This is a genomic window from Pseudomonas sp. LTJR-52 (genome assembly GCF_003691465.1).
Taxonomy (GTDB): Bacteria; Pseudomonadota; Gammaproteobacteria; order Pseudomonadales; family Pseudomonadaceae; genus Chryseomonas; species Chryseomonas luteola.
Genome location: NZ_CP033105.1, coordinates 3,420,496 through 3,435,039, shown reverse-complemented (window position 1 = coordinate 3,435,039; position 14,544 = coordinate 3,420,496). Strand labels below are relative to the sequence as shown.

Below are 14,544 nucleotides of genomic sequence, written 5' to 3'. Positions count from 1 at the left end.
CCTCAAAACGGAGTGCAAAAGCGTTCATTCGGCAGGGCAGGGGTCGGCGTTTGTCTACCGCTCCGATGGCCGCGCTCGACGCTACGTTGCTTGGCGCCTACAATTTCGTCCTTTTCTTCATTGCGGTTAGCGTCATGACTTTTGCCGAACTCGGCCTGATCGAGCCTTTGTTGCGTGTGCTCGACGCGCTGGAACACACCACCCCGACTCCGATCCAGGCTCAGGCCATTCCTGCGGTACTCAAAGGCCGCGATCTGCTTGCCGCGGCCCAGACGGGTACAGGCAAGACAGCTGGCTTTGCTTTGCCGACACTGCAGCGCCTCGTTCAGGAGGGCCCGGCAGTCACGGCGAATCGAGTCCGTGCATTGATTCTTGTGCCAACCCGCGAACTCGCTGAGCAGGTTCACACCAGCGTACGTGATTACGCGCAGCATTTGCCGCTGCGTACGGCGGTGGTGTATGGCGGCGTCAGCATCAATCCGCAGATGATGAAGTTGCGTAAAGGGGTGGATGTGCTGGTCGCCACGCCAGGTCGTTTGCTGGATTTGTTCAACCAGAACGCTGTGCGCTTTGATCAGGTACAGACGCTGATCCTCGACGAAGCTGATCGAATGCTGGATCTGGGCTTTTCCCGCGAGCTGGGCGAGATTTTTGTCATGGTGCCCCAGCGTCGGCAGACACTTCTTTTTTCCGCCACGTTCTCTGAAGCCATTCGTGATCTGGCCAAGCCACTGCTGCGCGATCCGTTGACCATCGATATCAGTCCGCGCAACACGACCACCAAGAGCGTCAAGCAGTGGCTGATTCCCGTGGACAAAAAGCGTAAGGCGGAACTGTTCTGCCACCTCTATGCGCAAAAGCGCTGGGGGCAAGTACTGGTATTTGCCAAGACCCGTAAGGGTGTCGACCAACTGGTGGAAACGCTGACGCAGGAAGGTATCCGTGCCGAGTCGATTCATGGCGACAAGCCTCAACCGGCTCGTCTGCGTGCGCTGGCTCGGTTCAAGGCGGGTGAAGCGGATGTTCTGGTGGCGACTGACGTGGCCGCACGAGGTCTGGATATTCAGGACTTGCCGCTCGTGGTCAATCTGGATCTACCCATCGTGGCGGAAGATTACGTCCACCGCATTGGACGTACAGGACGTGCCGGTGCGACCGGGGCGGCCGTTTCTCTGGTAGCTGCCGATGAGGTCGACCACTTGGCAGCCATTGAGACGCTGATTGGACAAACCATTGCGCGACGGGACGAGCCGGATTTCATCCCTGATCACAAGGTGCCGCAAACCGGTCCTGGTGGCGTTGTGATGAAAAAGCCGAAGAAGCCGAAGAAACCCAAGGTAGGCTCAGTAAGCGACGCTAAAAGCGGGAAGCCTCTGGGGCGCTGGATCGAGAACGACAAGCCGTCGGTAAAGCCGGTTCGCAAGATGCCTGGGTTCGGCAAGAAGAAATAGATGATCGTGCAGTCTCTGTAACACCGTCCGGCGTTACAGAGACTGTCAGGGCTCAGGCCGCTTTGCGTGCGTTGAGCTCTTGCTTGAGCGACTTTTTGCGCTCCTGCATTTGTGTGCCTAGCTCGTCCAGTTGGGACGCCAGCAATTCCTGAGCATCCTTGAACATCTCTTCTTCTTCCTCTTCGATGTGATGCTCAAGCAGTTCCTTGGCCACTTTCACGCGACCAGAAAACTCCAGGCTATCAGGCGCTGTGGCTTTGATATGCGGCAGCACCAGCGAGTCGACTGCCCGATGCTCTTCAATCGCTTCGTAATACATCTTTGCTTCTTCTTTCTTGCCCGCCGCCTTGAACGCCGGATAGAAAATCTCTTCCTCGATATGCGTATGCAATGTCAGCTCGTGTTCAAGCTTTTGCACCAGATCCTGACGCTTTTTAACAGCGCGCTCGGAGGTGCTGCTCAGCTGCTCAAGAATATCGAGAATGGTTTTATGATCGTTTTTCAGGAGGTCGATAGCATTCATGGTCAGGCTCTCTCATCATAAGGATAAGCACGGTAGTAAGCCTCGTCACGGGCTCTATGAGAGCTGACCATGGGCATGACGAGGCGGTTCGGGGTATCCGACAGGAGGGCTGTGATCAAGGCTGCACAATAAGCGGTTTACTGCTGCAGCCAGGCTGCAGCACCCAGGCCGGCGGTACGGCCAGTAGCAAAGCAGGCCGTCAGCAGATAGCCTCCCGTAGGCGCTTCCCAATCCAGCATTTCACCGGCACAGAACACGCCCGGCAGGGCATTGAGCATGAGCTGCTCGTTCAGCGCTTCGAACGGTACGCCGCCAGCCGAACTGATGGCTTCCTCGATAGGACGGGGGCGGGTTACAGTCAGGGGTAACGATTTGATCGCGGCTGCCAGATGCTGCATGTCATCAAACGCCTTGGCGGGAGCCAGCTCCCGCAGCAAGGCAGAACGAGCGCCTTCCAGCCCGGCATGGGCACGCAGGTGATTGGCCATGGACTTGCCTTTGCGCGGCTTGCTTAGCGCCGCGGCAAGCGCGCTCTGTTCCTTGGTAGGCGCAAGGTCCAGGTATAGGGTGGCGGAGCCGGTACGAAGCAGTTCGGCGCGAATTTCAGCCGACAGGGCATAGATCAGACTGCCCTCAATGCCTGTCTCAGTCAGCACGAATTCGCCTTGGCGGCGAGTACCGTCTTTAAGCATCATGACTACAGGCTTGATAGGCGAGCCGGCAAACTTGCTGCGTAAATGATCGCTCCACTGAGCGACCTCAAAACCGCAGTTGGCTGGTTGTAGCGGGGCAAGGGCAATACCCTGTTCCTCAAGATATCCTGTCCACACCCCATCGGAGCCCAGTCGCGGCCAGCTAGCTCCACCCAGGGCCAAGACTGTCGCTTCGGCGCGCAGGCAGGTTTCCCCAGCCGGAGTGGAAAAACGCAGGGCGCCATGCTCGTCCCAGCCCAACCAGCGGTGCCGCGTATGAATGCGAACGCCTGCTTCCCGTAAGCGATGCAGCCAGGCTCGGAGCAGAGGAGCGGCCTTCATGTCTGTGGGAAAGACGCGGCCTGAGCTGCCGACAAACGTCTCGATGCCCAGCCCATGAATCCAGGCTCGCAAGGCAAGACTGTCGAATCCGTCGAGGCAGCGGGAAAGGGCAGTTTCACGCTCGCGGTAACGGGAGCGAAAGGCGGGTTGGTCTTCGGCGTGGGTAATGTTCATGCCGCCTACCCCGGCCAGAAGAAACTTGCGTCCGACTGAGGGCATACCGTCATATACGTCTACTGTTACACCAGTACCGGCCAGAACTTCGGCAGCCATAAGGCCGGCAGGCCCACCGCCGATAATGGCGGCGGTACGGGAATGAGTAGGCACGTGTGGGGACATGACAGCCATCGCAGGTAGAGAAAGCCCGCCAGTTTACCGCGAAGTACCAGCAGAATCCCGCTGGTGTACGATTGAACAGGGCATGGCTCTTGCGTGACTAACTGATTATCGATGAACGGAGCGTGGTGGATGGGACCCGAGGTTGATCTAGTCAAGGCGGATAAGGCGCTACCAGCCAAGGTTCAGGTCGTTGTGATCGGCGGAGGCATTGCCGGGACCAGCGCGGCATTGGCGCTGGCGCGGGAAGGCATTTCCGTGGTGCTCTGCGAGAAGGGTTATATCGCTGGAGAACAGTCCAGCCGCAACTGGGGGTGGGTGCGCAAGCTGTACCGTGACCCCCGCGAGATTCCGCTGGCAGTTGAAAGCCTGAGGCTCTGGGAGGGTCTCAATGAGGTTGTACAGGGCGAAACCGGTTTTCGCCGCTCCGGCATTCTGTTTTCGTCCGAATCCGAGCAGGAGGAGGCCGACTACGAAAAATGGATCAGTGTGGCGCGTCAGCATGATATAGACGTGCGCATGGTATCTGGCAGCGAGCTCAAGCAGTTGCTGCCAGCCGGCGAAGTCAGCTGGAAAAGCGGTATCTATTGCCCTACCGATGGGCGCGCCGAGCCCCAGAAAGCAGCACCTGCGATCGCAACGGCGGCCCAGCGGTTCGGGGCTGTCATTCTGACCGACTGCGCCGTGCGGGGGCTGGAGCTGTCGGCGGGGCGGGTCAGTGCAGCCATTACCGAACGAGGCCGAATTGCCTGCGAGTCCGTGATTCTGGCAGGTGGGGCCTGGTCGAGCCGTTTTCTGAAGGACCTTGGCGTGCGGCTGCCACAACTCAAGGTACGCAACAGCGTACTGCGGACGGCGCCACTGGAGGAGGGGCCTGACTGTACGCTCTGGACGCGCGACGTGGCATTTCGCAAACGCCTGGACGGTGGCTATACCATTGCCAATGGCAGCGTGAATATCGCTTCGCTGGTACCCGACAGCTTCCGCTTCTTTCTGGACTTTTTACCGACCTTGAAATCGGAATGGTCGAGCCTGCGGATCCGGTTTGACGAGCGCTTCCGCCAGGAATGGCATGAAGGCAAACCTGTCCTGCTGGATCGCCCGTCTCCCTACGAATACATGCGCGTGCTGGATCCTTACCCGGACCCTCAGCAGAACCTGAACGCCATGAATCAACTGGTTCGTCAGTTTCCAGTGTTTGCCAAGGCACAGATCGCCCAGCAATGGGCGGGGCTGATCGACGTAACCCCGGATGCCGTTCCTGTTATCTCCGAGATTGATGCAGTGCCTGGATTGGTTGTGGCGACAGGGCTTTCCGGTCATGGGTTTGGCGTGGGGCCTGCGGTTGGGCAGCTGGCAGCAGACCTGGTAACAGGCGCCAGGCCGATCGTTGACCCTTATGAGTTCCGGTTTACCCGCTTTTCCGATGGCTCCAAGCCCAGACCCATGAAGCTCTAGCCCGGCGCAAGCCCACTGGCCCAGACCTTGGCGGCGCTGTGATGCAGGATGCCGTGCCGTCTGGCTAGCAGAGCTCGGTCCCGGTCGTAGCCGCCGCCAATCACGCCGACGACCGGGATGTCCCGGCTCAGGCAATGGCGGATGACGTATTCGTCCCGTGCAGCGATGCCTTCGTCCGTCAGCATGAGATAGCCCAGGGCATCGCTGGCATGCACGTCGACACCGGCGTCATAGAGCACAATGTCAGGCTGGTAGAGAGGTAACAGGTAATTCAGTGCTTCCTCAACGGTATGCAAATACCCTGCATCACCCATGCCCTTGGGTAATGGAATGTCCCAATCGCTCTGTGCCTTACGCGCCGGGTAGTTGGTCTGGCAATGCAGCGACACCGTGACGGCATCGGGAACATGTTCAAGAATTCGGGCAGTGCCGTCCCCCTGGTGAACATCGCAGTCAAAGATCAGAACGCGTCCCGCCTTGCCGCTTTCCAAGAGATACAGCGCCATGATGGCCAAGTCGTTGAAGATACAAAACCCAGCTGGGTAATCATGATGTGCATGGTGCGTGCCCCCAGCCATATGGCAGGCCAACCCGTGTTGCAACGCCAGCTCCAGCGTCAATAGCGAGCCGCCCACAGCGCGAATGGTTCGTCGTGCCAGCGCCTCGCTCCAGGGCAGACCCAGCTGGCGCTGCTCGGCATGGGACAGCTCGCCGCCCATGTAGCGCTCGACATAGACCGGATCGTGAGCCAGGGCCAGCACTTCTGGCACAGGTAATTCCGGGCGGTACAGGTTGTCAGCCGTCACCAGTCCGCTTTCGCTCAAGTGCTCATAGAGCAGGCGAAACTTCTCCATCGGAAACCGATGCTCGGGTGGAAAGGGTGGGCTGTAATCGTCGTGGTAAACCAGAGGAAGTGCTGTCATGAAAAGGCTGATGGCTAGAGCAGGAGACTGATGAGCAGCCAGACAATACCGCAACAGAATCCGCTGGCCAGCAGGAATATAAGTCCATCACGGGCGATCAACGAAATAGCGAACGCCGTCATGGCGGCTCCGGCCGTGGTATTGGCGAAGGGCACCAGATCCAGAACCGGCATGCATACCGCGACCCCAATGCAGAGCAGCGCCGTGATGTGCTGGAAGATACCCTTGGTCAGGAAGGTCAGACGTGGTTTCAAAAAGCGATCCACGAAACGTGCGGTAGGGTGCAGCATGCGCAGTGATTTTCGTAGTTTGCCACGCGGAACCTGACGTTTCAGTGCCCAGCGCGGCAGCCAGAAATGCTTGCGGCCGATGAGCAGTTGTACGCTAACCAGAACGACATAGATCGAGATGACGGTGGCAACGCCAGGAATGCCCGTCAGGGGAGACAGGGCAATGATGCCTGCAAGCAGAAGAAGTGGACCGTAGGAGCGACTCCCGATGGCATCGATCAAGTGGCCCACGGAAACCTTTTCCGGGCTGCGCCCGACCTCTTCGAGGCAACTGAGAAAGGCTTCCAGACTGGCTGGTGAGTCACTTGCGGCGCTGCACTCGTAGTGGTCGTCTTCCTCCATCACACCCTCATTGTCATTCATCCTGCTCCGTCCAGTATCTTCCTGACTCGACGCGCGAGTTCCAGGCGGCCGTAGGGCTTGCTCAGCACTTCGAATTCAGAGGTATCCGTCTGCCCACGTTCCAGCGTGGTATCGGCATAGCCGGTCGTGAGCAGGACGCGAATATGAGGCCAGCGTCGGCGGGCTTCCTGGGCGAGCATTACGCCATTCATGCCGCCGGGCATGATCAGGTCGCTAAAGAGCATCTGGATATCGCCATGCTGCTCCAGGGTAGCCAGCGCTTCCTTGCCATTGTAGGCGACCCGAACCGAATAGCCGAACTCCTCAAGAATCGCCTGCGCCAGCGCTGCCACTTCTTCTCGATCATCCACAACCAGGATAGTCTCGTTACCGGGCTCCTCGCTGGTGCCATTGGATTCGGCAGGCTGCTGGATGATTTCACTTTGTGTCGTCGGGAAATACAGGCGGACCGTCGTACCCATACCGGCCTCGGAGTACACACGAACCGCGCCGCCGGACTGCTTCATGAAGCCATACACCATGGATAGACCAAGACCGGTCCCTTTGCCTTCTTCCTTGGTTGTGAAGAACGGATCGAGGACCCGTCCAAGCACTTCTGTTGGAATGCCCTCTCCGGTATCGGTAATGGCGATGCAGGCATAGCGGCCAGGAGTCAGGCCTCCGTAGGCCATATCCTCTGGCGTTACTTCAATGTTGCGGGTTTCGATCGTGACACGACCTTCACCCCGCGATTCCATGGCATCACGTGCGTTCGCCAGGATATTGATGAGCGCCATTTCGGCCTGGGTCGGGTCTATCTTGCAATTCCAGAGCTCAGGCGCCAGCCGAGTCGTTAGTTGATAGGGCTCTCCTAGCGTTCGATACAGCAGGTCGAGTCGCTCTTCAATCAGCTCGTTGATGTTCAACGTTCGACCGGTCAGGCGCTGCTTGCGGGCAAACGCCAAAAGTTGTTGCGTCAGTGTGGCCGCGCGATTGACCGCTTCTCGGGTGTTGTCGACATGGCGCTTGGCCTTTTCCCTGTCCATTTCCGGACGATCCAGGTTGATCCGGAGAATGTCCAGATAACCCACCATGACTTGCAACAGATTGTTGAAATCATGGGCAATGCCGCCGGTGAGCTGACCCAATGCCTCCATTTTCTGGGATTGCCGCAAGGCCTCTTCGGCGTCATGGCGGCGGCTGACATCCAGTTGCGAGGCAAAGAAATACACCAGCTCGCCTGCTTGGTTGTAGACCGGAGAAATATACAAGGCATTCCAGAAGGTCGAGCCATCTTTGCGGTAATTCAACAACTCGGTATTGCATTCATGACGGGACTCGACGCTTTCGCGGATCTGCCGGATGGTCTCCCGGTCCGTTTCCGGGCCTTGAAGAAAACGGCAGTTGCGTCCCAATACTTCATGCTCTTCATAGCCGGTCGTTTTCAGGAAGGCGTCGTTGGCAAAAATAATGGGATTATCGTCCTGCCGTGGGTCGGTCACGACCATAGGCATGCGAGTCATTTTAACCGCAGCGAAAAAGATATCGCCGTGCTGGCTACGGACTTCATCTGGCATACCTTTTGCCACTTTATTGTGGTCATTAGTGGTGAAGTTGTCCGAATTCTTGGAAGTCATGTGTGTGCAGCAGCCTGAAAAGAACGCATTAATGATGTAGGACCATTCGCCGGCCATATTGCTCAGTGAAGGTCAATACATTGGTCGAATTTAGAGATGTAGTTGTTAGGATGCGGCTAAATGCCAAGTTTCGGCAGATACAGGCGATGCTGCCGACTGGCGCTCATGATGACGATTCCTGCCGATCTCGCCAAGCGGTAGCCATTATCAAAAAACCGAACCGGCTTTACGGAATACTCTGGCTTCACAACAGTCCCAACATCAAAGGACCTTAAAAGAGGGTGGAGATGAGCCAGGCCTATCCCAAGGTGTTACGTACCGAACGTTTGATTTTGCGCCCTTGGCGCAATGAAGACTATACGCCTTTCGCTGCACAAAGCGCTGATCCACGGGTAATGGAATTTTTCCCCAAATGCCTGAGTGAGGCTGAAACGCAGGCGCTGACCGAGCGTATCCAGGCGCATTTCCACGATCATGGCTATGGCTGGTGGGCCGTGGAGGTCAGGAACGGTCCGCCTTTCATTGGGTATGTCGGGCTTGAGCATTCCAATTTCGACGCACCTTTTACGCCAGCGGTCGAGATCGGCTGGCGGCTGGGTGCCGAATATTGGGACGAAGGCTATGCCCATGAAGCTGCCGAAGCCGCGCTTGCCTTTGGCTTCGAGCAGGTAGGCCTGGAAGAGATCGTGGCGTTTACCGTGCCTGAAAACGAACGCTCCCGCGGCCTGATGGCACGATTGGGTATGCAGTACGATCCGGCCGACGACTTTGAACATCCAAACCTGCCGGAAGGCCACCCCTTGCGCCACCATGTTCTGTATCGACTCAGCCGCCATCAATGGATTAGTAGACTGGAAACTGGCGACAGCATGAATGCCTGTTAATGACAAAGAGGACTGCATGACCCCAGAAGACATCGTCAGAGCCTATCATTCGCTCAGCATGCACCGTCGTGAGGGCTATGCCCGCGGACCCGATGCGCTCGATTGGGCTAACCAACCTGCGCCATTCCGCCGGTATCGGGGATGCGAAGTCATTCCGTTACTGCGCCGCATGCTAGAGGATTCGCCTCTGTACGATGAGGTTTTTGCAGGCCCTGTAGGCGAGCCGGCCCCGCTGGATCCTGCCAATATCTCTCGGCTGTTTTATGACAGTTTGGCCATTTCTGCCTGGAAAGAGTCGGGCAGCAGCCGCTGGGCGCTGCGAGTGAATCCCTCCTCCGGTAATCTGCATCCCACCGAAGCCTATGCCTTGCTGCCACCGGGTGTACTGAACGATCGTGCCTTGATGACACATTACACGGCCGATCTGCATGCCCTGGAAGTACGCACCGAGCTTCCCGAAGTGCTGGATGAAGACATCGTTGGCGCCTTGCCGCCGGGAAGCTTTTTGGTCGCACTGTCCAGTATCTATTGGCGTGAGGCCTGGAAATATGGCGAGCGAGCCTGGCGCTACTGTCAGCATGATATAGGCCACGCCTTGGCCGCCATTGCCATTGCTGCCGCCGCGCAAGGTTGGGAAACACGACTGATTCACGACGTGGCGGATGAAACGCTCGACGCGGCGTTTGGAGTTGATCGAGACGGCTTTGGTGAGCAGGAGCAAATGGAGGCGCTGCTCTGGATCGGTCCGCCGCAATCGGCCGAGCCTTCCTTGCCCGATAGTCTGTTCAAGCTGCTGAGTCAGTTGCAGCTCGCCGGCACGCCTAATCGACTTTCGCGAGAGTACGTAGAGTGGCCTGAGGTTGGGCGGATCGCTGCCGCATGCCGTGCGCCCAAGCGCTTGCCTTACGACATGCCTATTTCCCGGGGCGTAGTTACCCAGGAAAACGACCAGCTACTGCTGCGGCCATTGCTGCATCAACGGCGTAGCGCGCAGTCCATGGATGGTCGGACGGGCATTCTGTCTGATCTTTTCTTTGCCTGGCTAAGGCGCACATTGCCGGAGCAGGCACCGGTGCCTTTCCTGACGTTGGGCAAGCCTGCCCAAGTCGATCTTCTGATCTTTGTAAATCGCGTAGTGGGGCTGGAACCGGGGTTATATTGGCTGGCGCGCAGTGAAGGAGAGCTCAATATCACCGCCCGAGCGGACTTACTCTGGGAGCGGGTAGAGGAGGCGGAGGGGCTCAGGTTGTTCCGGTTGCTCAAAGGGGATGCCAGTGAGCTGGCTGGCTTGCTTTCCTGCGGCCAGGACATTGCGTCTGACGGTTGTATTAGTATCGCAATGATGGCTCGTTTCGATGATGCCCTTGCCCAGGGGGCCTGGTGCTATCCGCAGCTATTCTGGGAGACCGGACAGATTGGACAGGTGCTTTACCTGGAGGCAGAAGCGGCAGGGCTTTCAGGCACCGGTATCGGTTGCTATTTTGACCCGCTGGTGCATGACTTGATAGGGCTTGCGGATACAACCTGGCAAAGCCTTTATCACTTCACCATGGGACGCGCGACCGTGGACATGCGCCTGACCTCGCTGCCAGCTTATCCCGCGCCTGAGAACGACTTTGCCTGATGGGTGGCGGAGTCCTGGAGGGACATCCTGCCGCTGCCGTTTCCTCATCATGGGGCTACGGCTTCACGACTGACTTGCGTATGATTTGGCCATTATCAAAACGACCACGGAAAACGTGATGAGCACAGTGCTGGATGATCTTGTTGCCTTGTTAAGCCTTGAGTCCATCGAGGAAAACCTCTACCGCGGTCGTAGTCAGGACCTGGGCTTTCCACAATTATTCGGTGGGCATGTGCTCGGTCAGGCCCTGTCAGCGGCGAGCCAGACGGTGGATGCGTCGCGTCAGGTGCACTCGCTGCATGGCTACTTCTTGCGGCCTGGCGACGTGACGATTCCGGTGGTGTATGAGGTGGATCGCGTCCGGGATGGCGGCAGCTTTACGACCCGTCGCGTCACGGCCATCCAGAAAGGCAAACCGATTTTCTTCTGCAGTGCCTCGTTCCAGGGTCTGGAACCCGGTTTTGAACACCAGAGCGAAATGCCGGACGTGCCCGATCCAGACTCGCTGGCGTCCGAGCTGGACTACATCCAACAGTTTGCCCAGTTCATCCCGGAGCCTACGCGGGAAAAGCTGCTGGCACCTAAGCCCATCGAGATTCGTCCGGTCAAGGTGACCCATCCGTTTGATCCAGAGCCAACAGCGCCCGCACGCCATGTCTGGTTCAGGGCCAACGGGCAGCTGCCGGACAACCCTGCGCTGCATCGATACCTGCTGGCCTATGCCTCGGACTTCAACCTGCTCCCGACGTCCTTGTTGCCTCATGGCATCAGCTACTGGAATAAGGAGATGCAGGTTGCCAGCCTTGATCACGCGATCTGGTTCCATCAGCCGCTACGGGTGGACGAGTGGCTGCTGTATTCCATGGATAGCCCGTGGGCCGGGGGGGCGCGTGGATTGTGCCGTGGCAGCATATACAACCGAGCGGGTCAGCTTGTCGCCTCGGTTGCCCAGGAAGGGTTGATCCGCAAGCGCGTCTAAAAACAGTCGATATCTTGAAAAGGGCGGACGGGCTCCGCCCTTTTTTATGACACATCAATGAAATTTCCTGTACGACCAGTCTTTTGACGTCAGAAAAGGTTGTCATTTTGCGCTCCGCTGACTACTGTATAAATAAACAGTAAATAAGAGGAGGGCGTACCGATGTCTCCAGCAGACGATCTTTCCCAATCCCTGGCTATGGCAGACTCAGGCACACTGATGCAGCGCTACCGAGCGCTGGAGCTTGAGCACCGCTATCACCTGAGTGTCATCAAGGATTTGCGCTACCACATCACAGCGTTACAGAGGGAAAACGATCGGCTGAGGCGTCAGCTGAACCAGGTCGACGTGCGATGACAAGGCTGCCCTTGGCAAATAACGATGCTTCAGCAAGTCCGGTTAAGGCATGTCCGGTCGTACTGCGTCATAAAAGCGAACTGCAGATACTGGCGTTCGAGCACCCCTTGGCAGGGCTTCAGTTAATCAAAGGGTCTATCGAGCCGGGTGAACTACCTGCTGAGGCTGCGTTGCGGGAGCTATGGGAAGAATCAGGTATCCAAGTGCCCGAGTGGCCTGTGGATCTAGGAACATGGGTCTCTGGCTATCAGGAGCAGGTATGGTCGATGCACCTGTGCGAAAGCGCGTACGAGTTACCTGAGGGCTGGGCCCATCGCACCACCGATGGAGGCGGATTGGAGTTTCGCTTTTTCTGGTACCCACTTGGTCGAGCCGCATCGTCCCAGTGGCACTGGGTCTTTCGGGAAGCTCTGAAGGTCATTCACGACCGTGTTAGAAGGATGGGTTGAGAAGAGGGTCCACTCCCTGGGCAAGGGAGTGGACAGCAAGGCAGGGTTACAGAATGAAACGGGAGACGCGTTCGTTCAAATCACCGGCGTGGCTTTGCAGTGAGCGGGATTGATGCTCCGCCTGCACTGAGCTTTCAGCCAGGGTATCACCCAAAGATTTAATGGTTACCACGTTACGGGTAATTTCTTCCGTCACGGAGGTCTGCTCCTCAGCTGCCGCTGCAATCTGCATCGACATGTCCGAGATCAGTGAGGCCGACTGGGTGATCTGCTCCAGCGCCACGTACGCCTGATCGGCATCCGCCACGCTGCGTTCAGCCAGATGACGGCTGTTGTCCATCCGGCTGACTGCATCCTGTGTTACACGCAACAGATTGCTGATTGTCGTCTGGATTTCCTGGGTAGACGCCTGGGTGCGTTGCGACAGAGTCCGCACCTCGTCAGCCACCACCGCAAAACCGCGACCCTGCTCGCCCGCCCGCGCCGCCTCAATCGCTGCGTTCAGGGCCAGAAGGTTGGTCTGCTCGGCGATACTCTGGATGCTGGTCAAGACATTGGAAATGGACTGGGAGTGCTGGCTGAGTTCAGTGATGACCTGAGTCGCTTCCGCCACTTCCTGGGCCAGATCGGTAATGGAGGTCTGGGTCTTGCGAACCAGCTCCAGGCCTTGCTGACTGCTTTCGGTAGACTGCTGCGCCGATTGCGCCGTACGTTCGGCATTGCCCGCAATTTCCTGGGTAGCCGAAGCCATTTCGGTGACTGCTGTTGCGACCAGCGTCAGCTCCTGTTGGAGACGACCCAAGTCAGCGACCGACAGTGTGCTGTTGTTTAACACCGTCGTGGACTCCTGGCCGATTTCCACCGCCTGATGGCGAATATGCGTAACCAGTTCATGCAGACTGGCCACGAACTGGTTGAAGTGCAGGGCCAGATGGCCCACCTCGTCCTGGCTCTGTTGAGGGATGCGCTTGGTCAGGTCGCCATTGCCATGGGCGATTACCTGAAGTCCCTGGGAGACCACACCCAGCGGGCGTAGCAGCCAGGCGCACAGCATGTTGATGGCGATCAGCGACAGAACGAGGATAGCGCCGAATGCGCCCAGACTCACCCACAACTGCTGATAGAGCGGGGCGGTCAGAACAGCATCGTCCAGCGTCATGATGAGAATCTCTCCATCATGATCGATCGGGACAGCGTACAAACGCTCACCGTTATGGTCCAGCAAGTGCTGCGTACCCTTGCTGGCAGCCAGTGACGCCAGGGTGGCTGGGGTGAGCTCCGTCATCAGGTCGCTGACCTTCTTGTCGAGCAGGGCCGTGTCCGTGTGGCCCAGAATGGTGCCGTCCTTGTCTACAAAGAAGGCCGAGCCATTGCCAGGAAGCTTGATCTGTTTCAGCTGCTCAAGAATCTCGGCCATGCTGACGTCAGCGCCCACCACCCCAAGCGTGTTTCCGCTCTGCTGCAGAGCGCGGCCCAGGGACAGCACGTGGCTGCCAGTAGCCGCTGCAATAGTCGGCGTCGAGATGTAGACCTTGTTTGGTGCGACCAGCGCCTGCTGGTACCACTTCCATTTGCGAGGGTCATTATTGTCTGGCGGCAGGGTTACACCGTTGGCGTTCACCTGGCTGCCATCGGCCCGAGCAAAAAAGACGTTGTCGAAACCGCCGGAAATCTTGGCCTGATTAAGAATCGACAGCATGGCAGACGGGTCGTCAGTGGCCTTCACGGCCTGGAGCACCACCTCCTTGCTTTGTAGCCAGTAACGCACGTTGGCGCTGAACGTCCTGCTGGCATTACTGACCTGTTCCGCAATGTGGGTCTCCAGGCTTTTCTGACTGTTCCAGAAGTTCATACCGGTCAGGCTGGCGCCCACCAGCAGCACCGCAGTGCTGGAGGATAGAGCAATCTTTTTACGCAAAGACCATTTCATAAAGACATCAAGCCGACAGAGACAAATACGACACGGCAGGCAATTGCCGCAGACTGATAGGAGGCTATCGGCCCGGTTCGATAAATCTGGAGCGCTATGCTCGTCCAGGTGGTAATGGCCGATAATTGGTTGTACAGGGAGGCGCGTACATGAATAGGGCCTGCAGGCAGTGCGAGTTAGATACGGCGACTTGCTCGTCTTCTTGGCTCACGAGAACACTGGATCTACTTGAGGGATTGACGTTGCCAGATGTCTGCATCGCAGGCGAAGCCGACAGCCTATCTGTCAGGTTCAGCCTGCTTGAAGCAGCCAGCTATGCTTTAAGTA

13 protein-coding genes and 1 pseudogene are annotated in these 14,544 nt (G+C 57.8%); 7 read left to right on the top strand and 7 right to left on the bottom strand.

From position 1 onward, the window contains the following. Nucleotides 1-134: 134 nt before the first annotated feature. Complete coding sequence (locus EAW52_RS16055; protein ID WP_122044829.1) at nucleotides 135-1,451, top strand: DEAD/DEAH box helicase; 1,317 nt, start codon at nucleotides 135-137, stop codon at nucleotides 1,449-1,451. 52 nt (nucleotides 1,452-1,503) lie between these two features. On the opposite strand, the gene EAW52_RS16050 is transcribed toward EAW52_RS16055, so the two are convergent. Continuing rightward, the gene (locus EAW52_RS16050; protein WP_122043208.1) at nucleotides 1,504-1,974 is read right to left on the bottom strand and encodes a hemerythrin domain-containing protein; all 471 of its coding nucleotides are present in this window, start codon (nucleotides 1,972-1,974) and stop codon (nucleotides 1,504-1,506) included. A gap of 137 nt (nucleotides 1,975-2,111) precedes the next feature. Beyond that, entirely contained in the window at nucleotides 2,112-3,347 is a 1,236-nt protein-coding gene (locus EAW52_RS16045) for a TIGR03862 family flavoprotein (RefSeq protein ID WP_122044828.1), read from the bottom strand. 129 nt (nucleotides 3,348-3,476) lie between these two features. On the opposite strand from EAW52_RS16045, the gene EAW52_RS16040 reads away from it, so the two are divergent. Then, a complete protein-coding gene (locus EAW52_RS16040) occupies nucleotides 3,477-4,802 on the top strand; it encodes an FAD-binding oxidoreductase (protein ID WP_122043207.1) in 1,326 nt (441 codons plus the stop codon). On the opposite strand, the gene EAW52_RS16035 is transcribed toward EAW52_RS16040, so the two are convergent. From EAW52_RS16035 to EAW52_RS16025, 3 genes are read right to left on the bottom strand one after another with little or no spacing between them, the layout of a single operon-like run. Beyond that, complete coding sequence (locus EAW52_RS16035) at nucleotides 4,799-5,725, bottom strand: histone deacetylase (RefSeq protein WP_122043206.1); 927 nt, start codon at nucleotides 5,723-5,725, stop codon at nucleotides 4,799-4,801. The genes EAW52_RS16040 and EAW52_RS16035 overlap by 4 nt on opposite strands. Before the next feature lie 14 nt (nucleotides 5,726-5,739). Then, nucleotides 5,740-6,378 carry an exopolysaccharide biosynthesis protein gene (locus EAW52_RS16030; RefSeq protein WP_256680610.1) on the bottom strand — a complete coding sequence of 213 codons (639 nt, stop codon included), beginning with the start codon at nucleotides 6,376-6,378 and terminating at the stop codon, nucleotides 5,740-5,742. Then, the gene (locus tag EAW52_RS16025) at nucleotides 6,375-7,994 is read right to left on the bottom strand and encodes a histidine kinase famiy protein (RefSeq protein ID WP_122044826.1); all 1,620 of its coding nucleotides are present in this window, start codon (nucleotides 7,992-7,994) and stop codon (nucleotides 6,375-6,377) included. Before EAW52_RS16025 ends, EAW52_RS16030 begins: the two co-directional genes overlap by 4 nt. A 287-nt stretch (nucleotides 7,995-8,281) precedes the next feature. On the opposite strand from EAW52_RS16025, the gene EAW52_RS16020 reads away from it, so the two are divergent. The 5 genes from EAW52_RS16020 (at nucleotide 8,282) to EAW52_RS16000 (ending at nucleotide 12,287) form a co-directional block, all read left to right on the top strand. Then, on the top strand, nucleotides 8,282-8,878 hold the full coding sequence (locus EAW52_RS16020) for a GNAT family N-acetyltransferase (protein ID WP_010797479.1): 597 nt from the start codon (nucleotides 8,282-8,284) through the stop codon (nucleotides 8,876-8,878). Nucleotides 8,879-8,894: 16 nt separating this feature from the next. Continuing rightward, nucleotides 8,895-10,502: a nitroreductase family protein gene (locus EAW52_RS16015; RefSeq protein WP_122043205.1), complete on the top strand. Its 1,608-nt coding sequence runs from the start codon at nucleotides 8,895-8,897 to the stop codon at nucleotides 10,500-10,502. A 118-nt stretch (nucleotides 10,503-10,620) separates the two neighbouring features. After that, nucleotides 10,621-11,481 carry an acyl-CoA thioesterase II gene (gene tesB, locus EAW52_RS16010; protein ID WP_074827763.1) on the top strand — a complete coding sequence of 287 codons (861 nt, stop codon included), beginning with the start codon at nucleotides 10,621-10,623 and terminating at the stop codon, nucleotides 11,479-11,481. A 162-nt stretch (nucleotides 11,482-11,643) separates the two neighbouring features. After that, complete coding sequence (locus tag EAW52_RS16005) at nucleotides 11,644-11,838, top strand: hypothetical protein (RefSeq protein WP_010797482.1); 195 nt, start codon at nucleotides 11,644-11,646, stop codon at nucleotides 11,836-11,838. Next, nucleotides 11,835-12,287, top strand: coding sequence for an NUDIX domain-containing protein (locus tag EAW52_RS16000; protein ID WP_122043204.1), 453 nt, complete (start codon nucleotides 11,835-11,837; stop codon nucleotides 12,285-12,287). The genes EAW52_RS16005 and EAW52_RS16000 overlap by 4 nt, the downstream gene beginning before the upstream one ends. Before the next feature lie 46 nt (nucleotides 12,288-12,333). On the opposite strand, the gene EAW52_RS26870 is transcribed toward EAW52_RS16000, so the two are convergent. Beyond that, nucleotides 12,334-13,122 carry a methyl-accepting chemotaxis protein gene (locus EAW52_RS26870; RefSeq protein ID WP_372238924.1) on the bottom strand — a complete coding sequence of 263 codons (789 nt, stop codon included), beginning with the start codon at nucleotides 13,120-13,122 and terminating at the stop codon, nucleotides 12,334-12,336. Between the two features lie 66 nt (nucleotides 13,123-13,188). After that, nucleotides 13,189-14,139: pseudogene (locus EAW52_RS26865) on the bottom strand (cache domain-containing protein); the annotation flags it as partial. Nucleotides 14,140-14,544: the final 405 nt, after the last annotated feature.